This window comes from Streptomyces sp. TN58, assembly GCF_001941845.1.
Classification (GTDB): domain Bacteria; phylum Actinomycetota; class Actinomycetes; order Streptomycetales; family Streptomycetaceae; genus Streptomyces.
Genome location: NZ_CP018870.1, coordinates 5,647,211 through 5,666,707, shown reverse-complemented (window position 1 = coordinate 5,666,707; position 19,497 = coordinate 5,647,211). Strand labels below are relative to the sequence as shown.

Sequence of the window (19,497 nt, the reverse complement as noted above, 5' to 3'; positions counted from 1 at the left end):
CCGGCCCCGCACCCTCCTCAGGCGCGGGGCCGGTCCGGAGTCCGTCAGCTGCGCAGCGGTCCCTCGCAGCTGTAGGTGGAGGTCGCGGCGACCTTGTTGCTCCAGATCTCCGGGGTGCTGAAGGAGCAGTTCATGTCGGCGAGGTTGTTGGAGGCGGCACCCGCCCGGTCGAGGATGAAGTAGTCGACCGTCTCCGACATGTCCTTGAAGTTCTGGTCGTCGCTGCGCCAGTTCTTCAGGTTCGCGGTGATGCGGCCCGTACAGGTGAAGCGGCGCTTGCCGGGGTCGCCGTTCTCCACGCAGTCCGGGGTGTTGTAGGTGGCCGTGGCGAACGACGACTTCACGGAGGCGAGCGCCGAGTCACGCAGCCGCTCGTTGGGGGTGAAGGTGGTGTTCGGCACGAAGAGCTGGTCGACCTTGGCGATCTGCGCGTCCAGGAAGCGGTCGTAGTCGCGCTGGAGGTAGGTGTCCGCCCCCAGCCGGTGGCGCCAGGCGTCGTACGCCGCCACGTCGTTCGCCCGCAGGTGCGTGTACATCTCGCGCAGCAGCGAGGGCTTCTCGGTCCACAGGAACTCGAAGAAGGTGCCGGCATAGCTGTAGAAGCGGAAGCCGTCGCCGTCGTAGGTGGCGTTCAGCAGTTGCTCGACGCTCATGCGCGGGCCGCCGCCGGCCGTGTCGCTGATGATGCTCTTCACAAGGGACTTGCGGACGGCTATGCCGTTGTCGCGGGTGGCCCCGTCGAAGAACTCGGCCGTACCCTCGTCCATCGCGGTCGTACGGTCGCCCTCGTACCAGGGGCCCTGGCCGAAGAAGCCGGGGACGGCGAAGCGGCCGTTGAGGTAGTGGGTGTACTCGTGGCGGAAGAGCTCCTCAAGGGTCAGGGAGGAGTCCTGCGGAACGCGGCGCTGGTAGGTGTAGAAGGTGGCGCCGTTCTCGATGTAGATGCCACCGTTGTTGGTGTCGTAACCGGTCAGGATCGGGTGGTAGTTGACGTAGTCGGCGCGGGAGGCGTAGAGCACGATGTTCAGCGTGTCGTTGGGGTCGCCCGCGAGCGGCTGGTCGGTCCCCAGGACGCGGTGGTACTGCGCCTTGACCTGCTTGCTCGCGTAGTAGAGCTGGTCGACGGTGGCCCGGTCCAGCGCCGTGCGGACCTTGATGGCGCCGTTGTCGTAGGTGTAGGTGTAGGGGAAGAGCTTCTTCTCGATGTCCTCCTTGCACACCCCGTACGGCTTGCACGCCTGGTAGAAGTTGAGCCAGGAGACGACCTTGGCCCACGGCTCGCTGCCGTCGCCGAAGCCGGCCTTCAGGGGCCCGAGCATGGCGCCGAGGTCGGCGACGACCTGGTCGCGCAGGCCGTCGACCTGGCCGAAGCGGGCGTACTCGCTGAGCGCGTCGCGCACCACCCAGGCGTTGCCCGAGTCCTTGAGGTGTGTGTAGCCGGCGAAGGCCTTGAACGCGGCGCGGTAGGCGGGGTCGGCGGCCACGGCGGCGTGGAAGGCGGTGTCCTCGTTGCCCGGGTAGACGCCGAGGTAGTTGTTGGAGAGCGCGGCGAGCACGGCGCCCGCCCAGCCGGCGTCGAGGTGGGTGGCCGGGTGGGCCGGGTCCATGGTCGCCAGGACCTTCTTCGTCAGGCCGAGCTGGTGCTGGCGCAGGCCGGGGCCGGCGGAGTAGAGGGCCTCCCGCAGGGTGCGGGCGTTGGCCGGGGTGACGTCGAAGGTCCGCGCGGCGTTGCCGAAGTCGTCGATGGCCTTGCGGATGGCGGCGGTGGTCGGGGCGTCGGTGACGTCGATCTCGTCGCGTGAGAAGTCGTGGTAGGCGACGGCGTGCAGGTAGGTGAACATCTCCTCCAGGTGCGAGGAGTTGCGGCCGTCGTGGGCGGCGGCCAGGGCGGATATCCGGCGCGAGACGGCCTGGACGTGCGCGTCCGACATCACCGGGGCCAGGCGGGCGTCCCACGTCCAGATGAGGCCGCGCAGGCAGCCGTCGGCCAGCACGGCCGGGTCGGCGAGGAAGTCGGCGAACTGCTCGGGGCCGAGGTTCGTGATCCCGTCGAGGGTGCAGGGGACGCCCGCGGCGACGCTCTTGGCGGTGGGGGCCGACTTGGCGGCCGTGCCCCGCTTCTCCAGGTCCTGGACGGGCGCGGCCGCGGGGGCCGCGCCGGGGACCTGGCCGGAGATCTTCAGCCCGCCCGGCGCCGGGGCGGGGGCGGGGGCGTTGTCCTTGGCCTCCGCGAAACGGTCGACCTCGTCGAACGGGTTGCCCGTCGGGCCGTGGGCCGCGGTGGCGGGCGCGGCGGCCTGGGCGCCGGCGAACGCGGCCGGGGCCGCGGACTCGGCGGCCTGTGTGGCCCCCTGTCCCGCGGTGGCGACCAGCGTCACGGCTACGGCGGAGGCGAGGAGGGAAGAGCGCACAGCTCTGTGCTTGAGCACCGAGAACTCCTGTGTGGAGAGGGTGAGGTGGGGGGTGGTGCGTGAACTGCCCTGCGTCACGCGGCGTTTGACGGGGATTAACGTGCCGCGGTGTGAGCTGTAACATAGTAATGTGAAATTGCACTGACAAGACCTGTGCGCCCACCAGTTCGCGTCTTCCGTGAAGGAGCCCCCGTGACCGACACCCCCGCCCGCCTCAACACGGGCAGTCACGACCGTCCGGTGTCACCGGAATTGTCACGGTTCATGGCGGACGGCTGGGCCGCCTCCCCACTCCCCGACTCCGCCCGCGTCCCCGGCCACGACGTCACCCCCGCCCGCCGGGCACGCCTCTCGGCCCGATTCCCGGGCGAGCGGCTGATCATCCCCGCCGGCGAGCTGAAGGTCCGCTCCAACGACTGCGACCACCGCTTCCGCCCGCACAGCGCCTACGCCTGGCTGACCGGCCTCACCGGCGAGGACCAGGCCGGCCACGTCCTGGTCATGGAACCGTCGGGCCCGCACGCCCACGAGGCCGTCCTCCACCTGCGGCCCCGCTCACCGCGGGCCGACGGGGACGGGGAGTTCTACCGGGACCGCCGGTACGGGGAGTTCTGGGTGGGCCGCCGCCCCGACCTGGCGGAGGCGGAACGCCTCACCGGCATCCGCTGCGCACACCTGGACGCCCTCGGCTCGCCGGACGGCCGCCACGCGGGCTCCGACGCGGAACTCGCGGCAGCACTCTCGGAGTTGCGCCTGGTGAAGGACGCCTGGGAGGTCGAGCAGCTCCAGCTCGCCGTCGACCACACCACTGCGGGCTTCGAGGACGTCGTACGGGCCCTGCCGCGCGCGCTGGCGCACCCGCGCGGGGAGCGCTGGATCGAGGGCGTCTTCGGCCTGCGCGCCCGGGCCGAGGGCAACGGCACCGGCTACGAGACGATCGCCGCGTCGGGCGCCCACGCGTGCACCCTGCACTGGATCCGCAACGACGGCCCGCTGAACGGACAGGAACTGCTCCTGCTGGACGCGGGCGTGGAAACCGACACCCTCTACACCGCCGACATCACCCGCACCCTCCCCCTGTCGGGCCGCTTCTCACCCGTCCAGCGGCAGGTCTACGAACTGGTCCTCGCCGCACAGGAGGCGGGCATCGCGGCCCTGCGGCCGGGAGCGAGCTTCGGGGACTTCCACCGGGCCGGAATGCGGGTGATCGCGGAGGGCCTGGCCGACTGGGGCGTCCTGAAGAACGCCGAGGGCGACCTGCACCGGCGGTACACACTGTGCAGCAGCGGGCACATGCTGGGGCTCGACGTACACGACTGCGCGAAGGCGCGGGCGGAAACCTACCTGGACGGGGTCCTCGAAGAGGGCCAGGTCCTCACGGTGGAACCGGGCCTGTACCTCCAGCCCGACGACGAGACCCTTCCCGCCGAGCTGCGGGGCATCGGCGTCCGCATCGAGGACGACCTGGTGATCACGGAGAACGGTGCGCGTCTGATGTCGGGGGGGCTTCCGCGGACGGTGGCCGGAATCGAGGAGTGGATGGCGGTCCTCCTGCAAGGGGCCCGGCGCTAACTGTCCCGCTCCGGGGGGGGCGGGGTAGCCCCCGGGCCGTGTGCTGGCGTGGGGGGCCGGGCCCTTCCGCTCCCGCGGGGGGTGGCGGTTTCGGGGTGGCCCCCGGGCCGTGTGCTGGGGCTCTGCCCCAGGCCCCGCGCCCTTCCGCTCCCGCGGGGGTAGCGGTTCGGGCGTCGGCCCGGGCCGGTGGTGCTGGGGCTCTGCCCCAGGCCCCGCGCCTCAAGCGCCGGCGGGGCTGGTGTGGTGCGGGCGGTCGCGGGGCCGGGCCCTTCCGCTCCCGCGGGGGGTGGCGGTTTCGGGGTCGCCCCCGGGCCGGTGGTGCTGGGGCTCTGCCCCAGGCCCCGCGCCTCAAACGCCGGCGGGGCTGGGATGGTGCGGGCGGTCGCGGGGCCGGGCCCTTCCGCTCCCGCGGGGGTGGCGGTTTCGGGGCAGCCCCCGGGCCGTGTGCTGGGGCTCTGCCCCAGGCCCCGCGCCTCAAGCGCCGGCGGGGCTGGGATGGTGCGGGCGGTCGCGGGGCCGGGCAGGGGTGTCTCCTCGGCTCGGCGAGCGCGAGCGATCACCACGGTGCCCGGCGGTGACGCCTCGTCCTGCGGGGACACCCCTGCCCGTCCCCGCTCCAACCGCGACGAGGAGGTTTCAGGAGGCGCCTTGGGCTGCTGCCGGGTACAGGCGAACGCACTGCCGTGGGGTGGGGACACGGCGGAGTGTCCCCGCAGGACGAGCGCGCACCACCGACCCACCTCCGCAATCCTGGGCACCGCGCGAGCCGAGGAGACATTCCGGCGGGGCACCACCCCACACCACCCAAGCCCCGCCGGCGATTGAGGCGCGGGGCCTGGGGCAGCGCCCCAGCACCACCGGCCCGGGGGCTACCCCGAAACCGCCACCCCCGCGGGAGCGAAAGGCCGGGCTACGGGAGGACCGCCAGGCCGTCCAGTTCCACCCGCGCCGCCTCGTCCCAGAGCCTCGTCACGCCCACGACCGCCATCGCGGGATAGTCCCGGCCCGCCAGCCTCCGCCAGATGCGGCCCAGTTCGGCCGCGTGCAAACGGTAGGCGGCCACGTCGACCGCGTACACCGTCACCCGGGCCAGATCCCCCGGCGCGCCGCCCGCCGCGGCCAGGGCGGACAGGAGGTTGGCCAGGGCCGTCTCGAACTGTTCCGGCAGGGTCTCCCCCACCACCTTGCCGGCGCCGTCCAGCGCGGTCTGGCCGGCCAGGAACACCAGCCGCGACCCCGTGGCCACGACCGCGTGCGAGAAGCCCGTCGCGGGCGACAGTTCCGCCGGGTTGATCCGCTCAAGGCTCACCGCCCGGCCCCCAGCGCCCCGTAGAGCTCCTTCGCGATGATCGTGCGCTGCACCTCGCTCGCCCCCTCGTAGATCCGCGGCGCCCGCACCTCCCGGTAGAGGTGTTCCAGCAGGTGCCCCCGGCGCAGGGCGACCGCCCCGTGCAGTTGGACGGCGTGGTCCACCACGTACTGGGCCGTCTCCGTGGCCAGCAGCTTCGCCATCGCCACCCGCCCGGGCACGTCCGCCGCGCCCCGGTCGTACGCCCCGGCCGCCGCGTACACCAGCAGCCGGGCCGCTTCCGTGCGGGTGGCCATCTCGGCCACCCGGTGCGCCACCGCCTGCAGGTCGCTCAGGGTTCCGCCGAACGCGGTCCGCCCGGCCGTGTGCGCGAGCGTCGCGTCCAGTGCGGCCCGGGCCATGCCCACCGCGAACGCGCCGACGCTGGGCCGGAAGAGGTTCAGGGTGTCCATGGCGACGCGGAAGCCCCGCCCCGGCTCGCCGAGCAGGTCCTCGGGGCCGACCGGGACCCCGTCGAACCGGAGGGATCCGATGGGGTGGGGGGACAGCATGTCCAGCGGCTCGCCGCTGAGGCCGTCGCGGTCCGCGGGGACCAGGAAGGCCGTCACCCCCTTCGCGCCCGGCCCTTCACCCGTACGGGCGAACACGGTGTAGAAATCCGCCTCGGGTGCGTTGGAGATCCAGCACTTCTCGCCGGCGAGGCGCCACCCGCCCGCCGGATCCGGGTCCGCGGCCAGCGCCAGCGCCGCCGCGTCCGAGCCCGCCCCCGGCTCGCTGAGTGCGAACGCGGCCACGGTCCGCCCGGCCCGCACCCCGGGCAGCCAGCGCTCCTTCTGCGCCTCGGTGCCGGCCCGCAGGACCGGGTACGCCCCCAGGCCCTGCAGGGCGAGCGCGGTCTCGGCCTCCGTGCAACCGTAGGCAAGGGACTCCCGCAGCAGGCACAGTTCCAGCGCGCCCGACGCGAACACCCGCTCCAGCAGGCCGAGCTCACCCAGCGCCGCCAGCAGCGGCCGGTTGACGCGGCCCGGCTCCCCCTTCTCCGCGAGCGGCCTCAGCCGCTGCTCCGACAGTGCGCGCAACCGCCCGCACCACTCCTCCTGGTCCAACCCGAGCGCGAATCCGGTCATCCGAACATCCCCGCATCTATCGCGTCCTGTTGACTGCCGTCACCGTCACGATACGCTCCAAGGAGTACCTTCCGGCGGTCGCCGGGAGAAACGACCGCACGGCCGGCCCCACCCACTCCGGACCGCTGCAAGGGGGCGTACCCGCCTTGGACCTCAAGCCTTCCGCTCACGTCGACACCTTCGCCCGCGACCATCTGCCACCCGCGGACGCCTGGCCGGAGCTGCTCTTCGATCTGCCCGAACTGGCCTATCCGGACCGGCTGAACTGCGGTGCCGAGCTGCTCGACGCCACCATCGCCCGGTTCGGGCCGGAGGGCGCCGACCGCCCGGCCTTCCGCGACGGCGCCGGCGAGGTGTGGACGTACGGCGGGCTCCGCGACCGTGTGGACCGCATCGCCCACGTCCTGACCGCCGATCTCGGCGTCGTACCCGGCAACCGGGTGCTGCTGCGCGGGCCCACCTCCCCGTGGCTGGCCGCCTGCTGGCTGGCGGTCATGAAGGCCGGTGCGGTGGCCGTCACCGTACTGCCCCAGCAGCGCGCGCAGGAGCTGGCGACGGTGTGCGCGATGGCGCAGGTCCGGCACGCCCTGTGCCACGCGGACGTGCTCGACGACCTGGTGAAGGCGGAGGTGCCCGGGCTGCGGATCACCGCCTACGGCGGCGGCGCCGAGGACGACCTGCTCAGACGGGCCGAGCGTCACGACGCGCCCTTCCCGGCCGTGGCGACCTCCGCCGACGACGTCGCCCTGATCGCCTTCACCTCGGGGACCACCGGGCGGCCGAAGGGCTGCATGCACTTCCACCGCGACCTGCTCGCCGTGGCCGACACCTTCTCCCGGCACGTGCTGCGGCCCCGCCCCGACGACGTGTTCGCGGGCAGTCCCCCGCTCGGCTTCACCTTCGGCCTCGGCGGGCTCGTCGTCTTCCCGCTGCGGGCCGGCGCGTCCGCGCTGCTGCTGCAGGACGCGGTGCCGCGCCGGCTGCTGCCCGCGCTGGCGAAGCACCGGGTGACGGTGCTGTTCACCGCGCCCACCGCCTACCGGACGATGCTGGACGCCCTCGGCCCGTACGACGTGGGCATGTACGACCTGTCGGCGCTGCGCCGCTGCGTCTCAGCCGGGGAGAACCTGCCCGCCGCCACCTGGCAGGCCTGGTTCGAACGCACCGGCCTGCGCATCGTCAACGGCATCGGCGCGACCGAGCTTCTGCACATCTTCATCTCCGCCGCCGACGGGGACATCCGGCCCGGCGCCACCGGCCGGGTGGTGCCCGGCTGGCAGGCCCGCGTCGTGGACCGGGCCGGACGGCCCGTCCCGGACGGCGAGCCGGGACTGCTGGCCGTGCGCGGCCCGGTGGGCTGCCGCTATCTGGCCGATCCCCGGCAGGCCGAGTACGTACAGAACGGCTGGAACCTGACCGGCGACACCTACGTGCGCGACACCGAGGGCTACTTCCGCTACGTCGCCCGCGCGGACGACATGATCGTCTCGGCCGGCTACAACATCGCGGGCCCGGAGGTGGAGGAGGCCCTGCTGCGCCACCCGGACGTGGTGGAGGCCGCGGTCGTGGGCCGCCCGGACGAGCGACGCGGGCAGGTCGTCGTGGCGTACACCGTCGTCCGTGACGGCGTGGTGCTCACGGAGGACGCCCTGCGCACGTTCATGCGGGCCGAGCTGGCCCCGCACAAGTGCCCGCGCTCCTTCGTCTTCCTGCCGGCGCTCCCCCGCACCGCCACGGGCAAGCTCCAGCGCTTTCGGCTGCGCGATCAAGGAGTCCGGTCCGACCGGCGCGACGCCCTAGAGTGAAACCGTGGTCGAGCAGCACACTCCGCGATCCCTGATCGTCACGTTCTACGGCGCCTACGGGCGGTCCTACGAGGGCCCGGTCCCGGTGTCCGCGCTGGTCCGCCTGCTGGGCGCGGCCGGCGTGGACGCCCCGTCGGTCCGCTCGTCGGTGTCCCGGCTGAAGCGGCGCGGCTTCCTGCTGCCCGCGCGCGCCGCGGACGGCGCGGCGGCGTACGAGCTGTCCGGCGAGGCGCGCCGGCTGCTGGACGACGGCGACCGCCGGATCTACGGCGGCCCGCGGGCGTCGGACGAATGGCTGGTGGCGGTGTTCTCCGTGCCCGAGCAGGAGCGGAGCAAGCGGCACCTGCTGCGGTCCCGGCTGGCCGGGCTCGGCTTCGGGGCGGTGGCGCCGGGTGTGTGGATCGCGCCGTCCCGGCTGGCGGAGGAGACCGCGCACACGCTGGAGCGGCTGCGCCTGACGCCGTATGTGGAGCTGTTCCGCGGGACCCATCTGGGCTTCGCGCCGTCCGCCGAGGCGGTGGCCCGCTGGTGGGACCTGACCTCGCTGGCCAAGCAGCACGAGGAGTTCCTCGACCTGCACGAACCCGCCCTGCGCGCTCTCCAGTCGGGCCCCCGGCCGACGCCGGAGGAGGCCTACCGCGGCTACCTCCTGGCGCTGGACAGCTGGCGCCGCCTGCCGTACGCCGACCCGGGCCTGCCGCGCGAACTGCTCCCGGCGGACTGGCCGGGCGACCGGGCGGCGGCCGTGTTCGCGGAACTCCACGCCCGCCTGCGGGACCTGGGTGCGGAGTTCGTGGCCCTGTAGGCGCCGGCCCCCTGCGGGGTGCCTGAGAGGAGCCTCCCGGGCGGTGGCGCGCGGCGTCAGCCGCGGCCCGTCGGGGGTTTGCGGCTGCCTGCGCGGTAGGGCTTGGGCCAGGGGGCGGCCGGGCCTTCGTAGGACTGGTCGGCGGCCGCGTGCAGGGTCCAGTGGGGGTCGTGGAGGTGGGGGCGGCCGAGGGCGCACAGGTCGGCGCGGCCGGCCAGCAGCAGGGAGTTGACGTCGTCCCAGGAGGAGATGGCTCCGACGGCGATGACGGGGACGCCGAGGGTGTTGCGGATCCGGTCGGCGTACGGGGTCTGGTACGAGCGCCCGTATTCGGGGGCCTCGTCCGCGACGACCTGGCCGGTGGAGACGTCGATGGCGTCCGCGCCGTGGGCGGCGAACGCGGCGGCGATCTCCACGGCCTCCTCGGGCGAGGTGCCGCCCGGGGCCCAGTCGGTGGCCGACAGGCGTACGGTCATGGGCCGGTCCTCGGGCCAGACGGCGCGGACGGCGTCGAAGACCTCCAGCGGGAAGCGCAGCCGGTTCCGCAGCGGGCCGCCGTAGGCGTCGGTGCGGTGGTTGGTCAGCGGTGAGAGGAAGCCGGAGAGCAGGTAGCCGTGGGCGCAGTGCAGTTCGAGGAGGTCGAAGCCGCAGTCCGCGGCGCGGACGGCGGCCGCCGCGAAGTCGGAGCGCAGTGCGTCCAGGTCGGCCGGTTCCAGGGCGCGCGGGAGCGCGGAGACGCCGGGCCGGTAGGGCAGGGCCGAGGCGGCGACCAGCGGCCAGTTGCCGTCCGGGAGGGGGTCGTCCATGCCCTCCCACATCACCTTGGTGGAGCCCTTGCGGCCGGCGTGGCCGAGCTGGACGCCGAGGGCGGTGCCGGGTGCCGAGGTGTGGACGAAGTCGGTGATCCGCTGCCAGGCGGCGGCCTGTTCCGGGGTGTACAGGCCCGCGCAGCCGGGGGTGATGCGGCCGTCCTCGCTGACGCAGACCATCTCGGTCATGACCAGGCCGGCGCCGCCGAGGGCCCGCGCGCCGAGGTGGACGAGGTGGAAGTCGCCGGGTACGCCCTCCTCGGCCGAGTACATGTCCATCGGGGAGACGACGACCCGGTTGCGCAGGGTCAGGCCGCGCAGGGTGAGCGGGGTGAACATGGGCGGGGTGGCGTCGTCGGGGCAGCCGAAGTCGCGTTCGACGGCGCGGGTGAAGCGCTCGTCGCGCAGCCGCAGGTTGTCGTGGGTGACGCGGCGGCTGCGGGTGAGGAGGTTGAAGGCGAACTGCCGGGCGGGCTGGTCGACGTATCCGGCGATCTCCTCGAACCAGCGGCTGCTGGCGGCGGCGGCCCGCTGGGTGCTGGCGACGGCCGGGCGGCGGGCCGCCTCGTACGCGGCGAGGGCGGCGGGTACGTCCCCGTCGGCCGCGTCGACGGCTTCGGCGAGGGCGAGGACGTCCTCGACGGCGAGTTTGGTACCGGAGCCGATGGAGAAGTGGGCGGTGTGCGCGGCGTCGCCGACGAGCGCCACGTTGCCGTGGGACCAGTGCTCGTTGACGACGGTGTGGAAGCGCGTCCAGGCGGAGCGGTTGCCGTGCAGCGGGCGGCCGCGCAGGGCCTCGCCGAAGGTCTTGGCGCAGCGGGCCGCGGACTCCTCCTCGTCGCAGAGGTCGAGTCCCGCCGCCCGCCAGACCTCTTCGCGCATCTCGACGATGACGGTGGAGGCGTCCGCGGCGTACGGGTAGGCGTGCAGCTGCATGACCCCGTGCTCGGTCTCCGCGATCTCGAAGCGGAAGGCTTCGAGGGCGAAGTCGGCGGCGAGCCAGATGTAGCGGCAGCGGCCGGGGGTCAGCGTGGGCCGGTAGTGGGCGGCGTCCGCGTCGCGGATGGCGCTGTGCACGCCGTCGGCGGCGACGACCAGGTCGTGGGAGGCGCGCAGCCCGGTGAGGTCCGGGGCTTCGGTGCGGAAGCGGAGCCGGACGCCGAGTCCGGCGCAGCGCTCGTGCAGGATCTCCAGCAGCCGGCGCCGGCCGATGGCGGCGAAGCCGTGGCCGCCGGAGGTCAGCAGGCGTCCGCGGTGGACGACGTCGACGTCGTCCCAGCGGACGAACTCCCGGCTCAGGGCGGCGTGGACGACGCTGTCGGCGCGTTCGATCCCGCCGAGGGTCTCGTCGGAGAGGACCACGCCGAAGCCGAAGGTGTCGTCGGGGGCGTTGCGTTCCCAGACCTCCACGGTGTGGCCGCGGCGGGCCAGCAGCGCGGCGGCGTACAGTCCTCCGGGTCCGCCGCCGACGACGGCGACCCGCAACGCGCTGCCGTGCGGCATGGCGTTACCTGCCCTTCCACTCCGGCGGCCGTTTCCCGGTGAAGGCCGCGTGGAACTCCGCGTAGTCCTGGCCGTTCATGAGCAGGGCCTGGGTGGCCGCGTCGAGCTCGACGGAGGCGGCGAGCGGCATGTCGAGCTCGGCGGTGAGCAGGGCCTTGGTCTGTGCGTGGGCGAGGGAGGGGCCGGCGGCCAGGCGGGCGGCGAGTTCGGCGGCCCGTACGTGGGCCTTGCCCTCGTCGGTGAGTTCGCTGAGCAGGCCGATCCGCTCGGCCTCGGCCGCGTGGACGGGCTCGCCGAGCATCAGCAGGCGGGTGGCGTGGCCGAGGCCGACGACGCGGGGCAGCAGGTAGGCGGCGCCCATGTCGCCGCCGGAGAGGCCGACGCGGGTGAAGAGGAAGGCGAAGCGGGCGGTGGGGTCGGCGATCCGGAAGTCGGCGGCGAGCGCGAGGACGGCGCCGGCGCCGGCGGCCACGCCGTGCACGGCGGCGATCACCGGGAAGGGGCATTCGCGGATCGCGCGGACGACCTGGCCGGTCATCCGGTTGAAGTCGAGGAGCTGGGCGGTGTCCATGGCGAGGGTGGCGCCGATGATCTCGTCGACGTCTCCGCCGGAGCAGAAGCCGCGGCCCTCGCCGCCCAGTACGAGGGCGCGCACGGAGCGTTCGCGGGACAGTTCGGCGAGCAGATCGCGCAGGTCGGCGTAGGCGCCGAAGGTGAGTGCGTTGATCTTCTCGGGGCGGTCGAAGGTGACGGTGGCGACGCCGTCCTGCCGGGTGAGGCGGAGGTGGTGCCACCGTTCGGTCGCTGGTGTGGAACCGGTGAAGGGGCTCACCCGACCCACGCTATCACCGGATCGTGACTACCGTCAGAGAAACGCGACAGACGGGGGATGGGCCCGGCCTCGGCCCGCACCGCCGGCCGGGGCCCCCTTACGGCGCGGCTACGCGTCGCCCGGGCCGGGGCGGCCGAGAGTGGCGACGAGTACGGCCTTGATGGTGTGCAGCCGGTTCTCGGCCTCGTCGAAGACGACGGAGTGCTCCGACTCGAACACCTCGTCCGTCACCTCCAGCGAGTCGAGCCCGTGCCGCTCGTGGATCTCCCGGGCCACCTTGGTGCCCAGGTCGTGGAAGGCCGGCAGGCAGTGCATGAACTTCACGTCCGGGTTCCCCGTGGCGCGCAGCACGTCCATGGTGACGGCGTAGGGCGCCAGGGCCGCGATCCGCTCGTCCCAGACCTCCTTGGGCTCCCCCATGGACACCCACACGTCGGTCACCACGAAGTCGGCCTGGGCCACTCCCTCGGCGACGTCCTCGGTCAGGGTGATCCTCGCGCCGCTGTCCGCCGCGAGCCGGCGCGCCTCGGCCACCACGTGCTCGGCGGGCCAGTAGCTGCGGGGCGCGACGATCCGTACGTCCATGCCCAGCAGCGCGCCGGTCACGAGGTAGGAGTTGCCCATGTTGAAGCGGGCGTCGCCGAGGTACGCGAAGGAGATCCGGTGCAGCGGCTTCGTGCTGTGCTCGGTCATGGTGAGGACGTCGGCCAGCATCTGGGTGGGGTGCCAGTCGTCGGTCAGGCCGTTGAAGACGGGGACGCCGGAGTGTGCGGCGAGCGCCTCGACGGACTCCTGGCTGTCGCCCCGGTACTCGATCCCGTCGAACATCCGGCCCAGCACCCGGGCGGTGTCCCGGACCGACTCCTTGTGCCCCATCTGGGAGCCGGCCGGGTCCAGGTAGACGGTGTGGGCGCCCTGGTCCGCGGCGGCGACCTCGAAGGCGCAGCGGGTGCGCGTGGAGGTCTTCTCGAAGATCAGCGCGATGTTGCGGCCCCTGAGGTGCTGCTGCTCGGCCCCGGCCCTCTTGGCCGCCTTGAGGTCGGCGGCGAGCTCGACCAGGCCGCGGAACTCGGCGGCCGAGAAGTCGAGCTCCTTGAGAAAACTGCGGCCTTTGAGGTCGGGGGCCATGGGGTCGCTCCAGCGTCACGGTGACAGGGGATGCTGGAAGTCTATACGACACCTTGTATTCATATACAGGCCAGCGGGCCTCCTACGCGTGTGACCTTCCCCCCTTCCTTCCCCCGTCCGCTTCTCGTACGTGCCTGCTCAGACGGGGTCCCGCTGTACCGGGCAGCTCATGCAGCGCGGCCCGCCCCGTCCGCGCCCCAGCTCGCTGCCCGGAATCTCGATCACCTCGATGCCCTGCTTGCGCAGGTGCGTGTTGGTGGTCACGTTCCGCTCGTACGCGACCACCACGCCCGGCTCGACGGCGAGCACGTTGCACCCGTCGTCCCACTGCTCCCGCTGGGCCGAGTGCACGTCCTGGGTCGCGGTCAGCACCCGGATCGAGTCGAGCGAGAGCGCGGCGGCGATGGCCCGGTGCATGTGCTCCGCCGGGTGGTCGGTCACCTTCAGCTCGTTGCCCCCGTCGCCCGGCTCGATCGTGTAGGACGGGAGCATGCCGAGCCCCGCGTACTGGGTGAACGTATCTCCGTCGACCATCGTCATCACCGTGTCCAGGTGCATGAAGGCCCGGTGCTTGGGCATGTCGAGGGCCACGATGGACGTCGCCGAACCCGCGGCGAACAGGCCCCGGGCCAGCATCTCCACCGCCTGCGGCGTGGTCCGCTCGCTCATCCCGATGAGCACCGCGCCGTTGCCGATGACGAGGACGTCCCCGCCCTCGATCGTCGAGGGGTAGTCCGCCTGCCCCTGCGACCAGTAGTGGAAGGCGCCGGAGGCGGTGAAGAGCGGGTGGTGGCGGTAGATCGCCTCGAAGTGGACGGTCTCGCGCTGCCGGGCGGGCCAGCGCATCGCGTTGATGGACACCCCGTCGTAGATCCAGGCGGAGGTGTCGCGGGTGAACAGGTGGTTGGGCAGCGGCCCCAGCAGGAAGTCGTCCGTGTCCAGGGCGTGGAAGCGCACGGACACCGGCTCGGCGTGCCGTTCCAGGAACTCCCGCTTGGTCATCCCGCCGACCAGCGCCTCCGCAAGGTCCGCCGAGGCCAGGCCGTCGAAGGCAGACCGCAGGTGGTCGGTGGCGAGCGGCCCGTACTCCTTCTCGTCGAACACCCGGTCCAGTACGAGGCGCCTGGCTTCCGGGACGTCCAGGACCTCGCGCAGCAGGTCACCGAAGAGGTGGACGTCCACGCCCCGGTCCCGCAGCACGTCCGCGAAGCCGTCGTGCTCCTGGCGGGCCCTGCGCACCCACAGCACGTCGTCGAAGAGGAGTGCGTCCTTGTTGCCGGGTGTGAGCCGCTTCAGCTCCAGGTCGGGCCGGTGGAGGATGACGCGGCGAAGCCGCCCGGTCTCGGAGTCGACATGGAATCCCATGCCGTACACGTTCGCAGACCGGGCGGCCTTTTGAGGAGGCGTCGGCTCAGCGGGGCAGGGCGACACCGAGAAGCGCCTCCGGCGCCCCCGTGACTTCCGGAGCGAGAAGTCCCAGCTTGGGCGTGGTCAGGTTCGGCAGCCCGAAGTTGGACCCGTCCGGCATCGTGAGCGGAGAACCGACGACCGCGCCCGGGGTGCGGGTGCGGACGGTGGTGGCGGGCGCCTCCAGCGAACCCTCGCCGTCCGTCTCCGGGTGGCCCGCCAGGTTCGGCAGCGGCGAGGTGACCAGGGTCCGGCCGAGCTCGGTGGCGATCGGGACGGCCGGCAGCAGCGGCGTGGGAAGCATCTCCCCCGTGTGCATGCGGGGAGCCTCCGGCGCTCCGACGACCGGCAGCGGCACCGCGGTGGCGACCCGCGGCACGTCCAGGCCCGTCGTGGTCTCCACACCTTCGAGCGGGACACCCACCGGCACCCCGTCGGCGACGGCCGGGGTGGCCACACCGGCCGCGGCCATACAGGTCAGGAGCGCCGCAATGCTTCCGCGCGCGGTCATCTTCATAGGTGGTGTTCCGTCCTTCCGGGGTGGCGGTCGTTCCGCTGCCCTGGATGAACGATCCCGTCGGCGGTTTCCCCGGCGTTCCCGGCGAAAGTTCCCCCATACGACCTAATTCCGGGCCGTACGGGGGCTCCGCCTTTACGCAGCGGACATCGCCGCGACGCGCGTCACAGCCGCGGGTCGACCGGCTCGGACTCCAGCGCCAGCACCGCGAAGACCGGCTCGTGGACCCGCCACAGCGGCTCCCCGGCCGCCAGCCGGTCCAGCGCCTCCAGCCCGAGCGCGTACTCCCGCAGGGCGAGCGAGCGCTTGTGCCCGAGGAACCGCTCCCGCAGCCGCTCCAGCTGGTCCGGACGCGTGTACTCCGGGCCGTAGATGATCCTCAGGTACTCCCGTCCGCGCACCTTGATCCCCGGCTGGACCAGCCGGTCCCTGCCGTCCCGGGCGTAGGCCTGGAGCGGCTTGACGACCATGCCCTCACCGCCGGCGGCCGTCATCTCCAGCCACCAGTCGGTGCCGGCCCGTACGGAGTCCTCGTCACCGGTGTCGACCAGGATCCGGCCGGTGCCGCGCAGCAGGCCGGTGCCGCCGGGGGTGGTGGCCGGGTCGTCGGCCGCGACCAGCCGGTCCAGCCAGGCCAGTTGCCGGTCGTGGGGTACGGCGGCCAGCGACCGTCCGGCCGCCGCCAGCAGCTGGAACGGCGCGAACCGTACGCCGTCCAGCCCGTCGGTGGTCCAGCAGTAGCGGCGGTAGGCCTCCGTGAAGGCCGCCGCGTCGGCGGCCCGGCCGCGCTGGCGCTCCAGCAGGGCGCCGGTGTCGGCGCCGCGGGCGGCCGCCGCCTCCAGGGCTGCGAGGGCGCCGGGGAACACGGCGCGCGAGGCGGCGCCCACGGCGGCGTACTGGCTGCGCAGCAGACCACCCGACTTCAGCGACCAGGGCAGGAGTTCCCCGTCGAACAGCAGCCAGTCGGTGGCCAGTTCCTCCCACAGTCCGGCCCGGGTGACGGCCGCGCGCAGCCGTGCCAGTACCTCCTCGGTGACCTCGGGGTCGTGGAAGAAGGGCCGTCCGGTGCGCGTGTGGACGGAACCGGTCGGACCGTCGACGCCGAACCGCTCCCGGGCGGCGCCGGCGTCCCGGCAGAGCAGGACGGTGGCGCGGGAGCCCATGTGCTTCTCCTCGCACACCACCCGGTCGACGCCGTCCTGGCGGTACTGGGCGAAGGCCTCGGCCGGGTGCTCCAGGTAGCCGTCCTCGCGGGAGGTGGCGGTGGGCGCCATGGTCGGCGGCAGGTACGGGACCAGCCGCGGGTCGACGGCGAAGCGGCTCATGACCTCCAGCGCGGCGGCCGCGTTCTCCTCGCGGACGCCGACGTTGCCCAGGTGGCGGGTTTCGACGACCCGGCGGCCGTGCACGTCCGACAGGTCCAGCGGCCGGCCGTCGTGTCCGCCCGGCACCTCGGTGACGAGCGGCTTGACCGGCTCGTACCAGACCTTCTCGGCCGGTACGTCGACCAGTTCGCGCTCGGGCCAGCGCAGGGCGGTCATCCGGCCGCCGAAGACGGCGCCGGTGTCGAGGCAGATGGTGTTGTTGATCCAGGCGGTGCCGGGACGGGGGTGTGGCCGTAGACGACGACGGCCTTGCCGCGGTAGTCCTCGGCCCACGGGTAGCGCACGGGCAGGCCGAACTCGTCCGTCTCGCCGGTGGTCTCCCCGTACAGGGCGTGCGAGCGGACCCGGCCGGAGGTCCGGCCGTGGTACTTCTCGGGCAGCCCGGCGTGGCAGACCACCAGCTTGCCGCCGTCGAGGACGTAGTGGCTGACGAGGCCGCGGATGAACTCCCGGACCTCCTCGACGAACTCCGGCGGCTCGTGGGAGAGCTGCTCGATCGTCTCGGCGAGTCCGTGTGTCTGCCGGACCTCGGATCCCTTGAGGTAACGGCCGAGCTTGTTCTCGTGGTTCCCGGGCACGCACAGGGCGTTGCCGGACTTGACCATGCCCATCACGCGGCGCAGGACGCCCGGGCTGTCGGGTCCGCGGTCGACGAGGTCGCCGACGAAGACCGCGGTGCGGCCCTCGGGGTGGACGCCGTCCTCGTAGCCGAGCTTGGCGAGCAGGGTCTCCAGCTCGGAGGAGCAGCCGTGGATGTCACCGACGATGTCGAAGGGGCCGGTGAGGTGGGTGAGGTCGTTGAAGCGCTTCTCCAGGACGACCTCGGCGGTCTCGGTCTCCTCCACGGAGCGCAGGACGTGCACCTTGCGGAAGCCCTCGCGCTCCAGGCCGCGCAGGGAGCGCCGCAGTTCGCGGCGGTGCCGCTGGATGACCGCGCGGGGCAGGCCGGCCCGGTCGGGGCGGGCCGCGTTGCGTTCGGCGCAGACCTGCTCGGGCATGTCCAGGACGATGGCGATGGGCAGGACGTCGTGCTCGCGGGCGAGCGCGATGAGCTGTCGGCGGGCGTCGGCCTGGACGCTGGTGGCGTCGACGACGGTCAGGCGGCCGGCGGCGAGGCGCTTGCCGGCGATGTAGTGCAGGACGTCGAAGGCGTCCCGGCTGGCGCTCTGGTCGTTCTCGTCGTCGCGGACCAGGCCCCGGCAGTAGTCGGAGGAGATGACCTCGGTGGGCTTGAAGTGCTTGCGGGCGAAGGTGGACTTGCCCGAGCCGGTGGCCCCGATCAGGACGACGAGGGACAGGTCGGTGACGGGAAGGGTGCGCTTCCTCTCGGTGGTCATGCTGCCTCGCCCTCCTTCGGGGAGTCGGTGGTGGTGGTCTCGGTGGTGGTGGTCGTCTCGGTGGTGGGGGTGGCGCTGGCCGTCTCGGTGGCGGCACCGGTGACCTGGGTGAAGACGGCCATCTGGGTCGGCGGCCCGACCTCGGGGTCGTCGTCGCCGACGGGGACGTACGCGACCGTGTAGCCGAAGCGGGCGGCGACCTGGCCGGCCCAGGCCCGGAACTCCTCGCGGGTCCACTCGAAGCGGTGGTCGCCGTGCCGGACGTGCCCGGCCGGGAGGCTTTCCCAGCGGACGTTGTACTCGACGTTCGGCGTGGTGACGAGGACCGTGCGGGGACGGGCCGAGCCGAACACCGCGTACTCCAGGGCGGGCAGCCGCTCCAGGTCCAGGTGCTCGACGACCTCGCTGAGCACGGCCGCGTCGTAGCCGGCCAGCCGCTTGTCGGTGTAGGCGAGCGAGCCCTGGAACAGCGTGACGCGCGAGCGCTGCCGCTCGCCCATCCGCTCCAGCCGCAGCCGCCGGGCGGCGACGGTCAGGGCGCGCACGGACACGTCCATGCCGACGATCTCGGTGTACGCGGGGTCCCCGAGCAGCGCCTGCACCAACTGGCCCTGCCCGCAGCCGAGATCGAGCACCCGCTGGGCGCCGGCGGCGCGCAGCGCGGCGAGGATGGCGTCGCGCCGCTGCACCGCGAGCGGTACGGGCCGCTCCTCGGTGTCGCTGGTCTCGTCGACGGCGTTGTCGATCTCCTCGACCTCGCTGCCGTCGGACTCGGCGAGCCGCACCAGCTCCAGCCGGTCGACGGCTTCCTGGGTCAGCCGCTTGTGGCGGGCCAGGTAGCGGGAGCTGATGAGCGCGTGCTCGGGGTGCGCGGCGAGCCAGCCGTCTCCGGCGCGCAGCAGCTTGTCGACCTCGTCGGGGGCGATCCAGTAGTGCTTGGCGTCGTCGAGGACCGGCAGGAGCACGTAGAGCTGGCGCAGGGCGTCGGCGAGGCGCAGCTCGCCCTCCAGTACGAGGTGTACGTAGCGGGAGTCCCCCCACTCGGGGAACTGCTCGTCGAGCGGTACGGCCTCGGCCTGGACGGTGTCCCAGCCGAGCGGGTCGAACAGCCGGTGCACCATGGCGGCGCCGCCGCGTGCGGGGAGCACGGGGATCTCGATCCGCAGCGGGCGCGTCCGGCCGGGGAGTTCGGGGCGCAGGACGCAAGTCCCCTTCAGGGCGGTGCGGAACACCCCGCTGAGGGCGACGGCGAGCAGTGAGGACGCGGCGTACGGCCGGTCGTTGACGTACTGCGCGAGCGCGGCGTCGGGTGCTCCGCCGCGGCCCTTGCCCTTGCTCCTGCCCCGGCGTACGAGCGCGATCGGGTCGACCTCCAGCAGCAGGGCCGCCGTGCACCGCTCGGCTGTGGCCTCGGGGTAGAACACGTGGGCGGTGCCGTGGGACTGGCTCTCCACGCGTACCCGGTCCGGGTGCTTGTGCAGGAGAAAGCCCAGGTCAGTCGCCGGGTTCTCGGCGGTCCCGGTGGTGGTGATCGTAAGGAACATGCGGTT

The 19,497-nt window shown here is 73.1% G+C and carries 12 protein-coding genes and 1 pseudogene; 3 read left to right on the top strand and 10 right to left on the bottom strand.

Features of this window, described 5'->3' with window-relative positions; translation table 11 throughout:
- Positions 1-44: 44 nt before the first annotated feature.
- Positions 45-2,429 (bottom strand): collagenase, encoded by a 2,385-nt coding sequence (locus BSL84_RS25795; RefSeq protein WP_075971210.1) that lies wholly within the window; start codon positions 2,427-2,429, stop codon positions 45-47.
- 174 nt (positions 2,430-2,603) lie between these two features.
- On the opposite strand from BSL84_RS25795, the gene BSL84_RS25790 reads away from it, so the two are divergent.
- Complete coding sequence (locus tag BSL84_RS25790) at positions 2,604-3,983, top strand: aminopeptidase P family protein (protein ID WP_030033051.1); 1,380 nt, start codon at positions 2,604-2,606, stop codon at positions 3,981-3,983.
- Positions 3,984-4,893: 910 nt separating this feature from the next.
- Here the strand turns inward: BSL84_RS25790 and BSL84_RS25785 are convergent.
- Together BSL84_RS25785 and BSL84_RS25780 are read right to left on the bottom strand one after the other, a co-directional pair.
- Positions 4,894-5,292 (bottom strand): RidA family protein, encoded by a 399-nt coding sequence (locus BSL84_RS25785; protein ID WP_030033759.1) that lies wholly within the window; start codon positions 5,290-5,292, stop codon positions 4,894-4,896.
- Positions 5,289-6,419 carry an acyl-CoA dehydrogenase family protein gene (locus BSL84_RS25780; protein ID WP_045323971.1) on the bottom strand — a complete coding sequence of 377 codons (1,131 nt, stop codon included), beginning with the start codon at positions 6,417-6,419 and terminating at the stop codon, positions 5,289-5,291. Before BSL84_RS25780 ends, BSL84_RS25785 begins: the two co-directional genes overlap by 4 nt.
- A gap of 146 nt (positions 6,420-6,565) precedes the next feature.
- Between BSL84_RS25780 and BSL84_RS25775 the strand changes: the two genes are divergently transcribed.
- Positions 6,566-8,224 (top strand): AMP-binding protein, encoded by a 1,659-nt coding sequence (locus tag BSL84_RS25775; protein ID WP_075972231.1) that lies wholly within the window; start codon positions 6,566-6,568, stop codon positions 8,222-8,224.
- Positions 8,225-8,228: 4 nt separating this feature from the next.
- Complete coding sequence (locus tag BSL84_RS25770) at positions 8,229-9,029, top strand: PaaX family transcriptional regulator C-terminal domain-containing protein (RefSeq protein WP_045323970.1); 801 nt, start codon at positions 8,229-8,231, stop codon at positions 9,027-9,029.
- A 56-nt stretch (positions 9,030-9,085) separates the two neighbouring features.
- Here the strand turns inward: BSL84_RS25770 and BSL84_RS25765 are convergent, their stop codons facing one another.
- The 7 genes and pseudogenes from BSL84_RS25765 to BSL84_RS25735 all read right to left on the bottom strand — a co-directional run bounded on the left by BSL84_RS25765 (position 9,086) and on the right by BSL84_RS25735 (position 19,491).
- Positions 9,086-11,341 carry a bifunctional salicylyl-CoA 5-hydroxylase/oxidoreductase gene (locus tag BSL84_RS25765; RefSeq protein WP_075971209.1) on the bottom strand — a complete coding sequence of 752 codons (2,256 nt, stop codon included), beginning with the start codon at positions 11,339-11,341 and terminating at the stop codon, positions 9,086-9,088.
- Positions 11,342-11,345: 4 nt separating this feature from the next.
- On the bottom strand, positions 11,346-12,173 hold the full coding sequence (locus BSL84_RS25760; RefSeq protein WP_030026980.1) for an enoyl-CoA hydratase family protein: 828 nt from the start codon (positions 12,171-12,173) through the stop codon (positions 11,346-11,348).
- Positions 12,174-12,281: 108 nt separating this feature from the next.
- Positions 12,282-13,301 carry an ornithine carbamoyltransferase gene (gene argF / locus BSL84_RS25755; RefSeq protein ID WP_045323968.1) on the bottom strand — a complete coding sequence of 340 codons (1,020 nt, stop codon included), beginning with the start codon at positions 13,299-13,301 and terminating at the stop codon, positions 12,282-12,284.
- Positions 13,302-13,439: 138 nt separating this feature from the next.
- Positions 13,440-14,666 (bottom strand): arginine deiminase, encoded by a 1,227-nt coding sequence (locus BSL84_RS25750; RefSeq protein WP_030026978.1) that lies wholly within the window; start codon positions 14,664-14,666, stop codon positions 13,440-13,442.
- A 46-nt stretch (positions 14,667-14,712) separates the two neighbouring features.
- Positions 14,713-15,225 carry a hypothetical protein gene (locus tag BSL84_RS25745; RefSeq protein ID WP_030026977.1) on the bottom strand — a complete coding sequence of 171 codons (513 nt, stop codon included), beginning with the start codon at positions 15,223-15,225 and terminating at the stop codon, positions 14,713-14,715.
- Between the two features lie 164 nt (positions 15,226-15,389).
- Positions 15,390-17,947, bottom strand: a pseudogene (locus tag BSL84_RS25740) (polynucleotide kinase-phosphatase).
- On the bottom strand, positions 17,944-19,491 hold the full coding sequence (locus BSL84_RS25735; RefSeq protein WP_030026975.1) for a 3' terminal RNA ribose 2'-O-methyltransferase Hen1: 1,548 nt from the start codon (positions 19,489-19,491) through the stop codon (positions 17,944-17,946). Before BSL84_RS25735 ends, BSL84_RS25740 begins: the two are co-directional and overlap by 4 nt.
- Between the last annotated feature and the right edge of the window lie 6 nt (positions 19,492-19,497).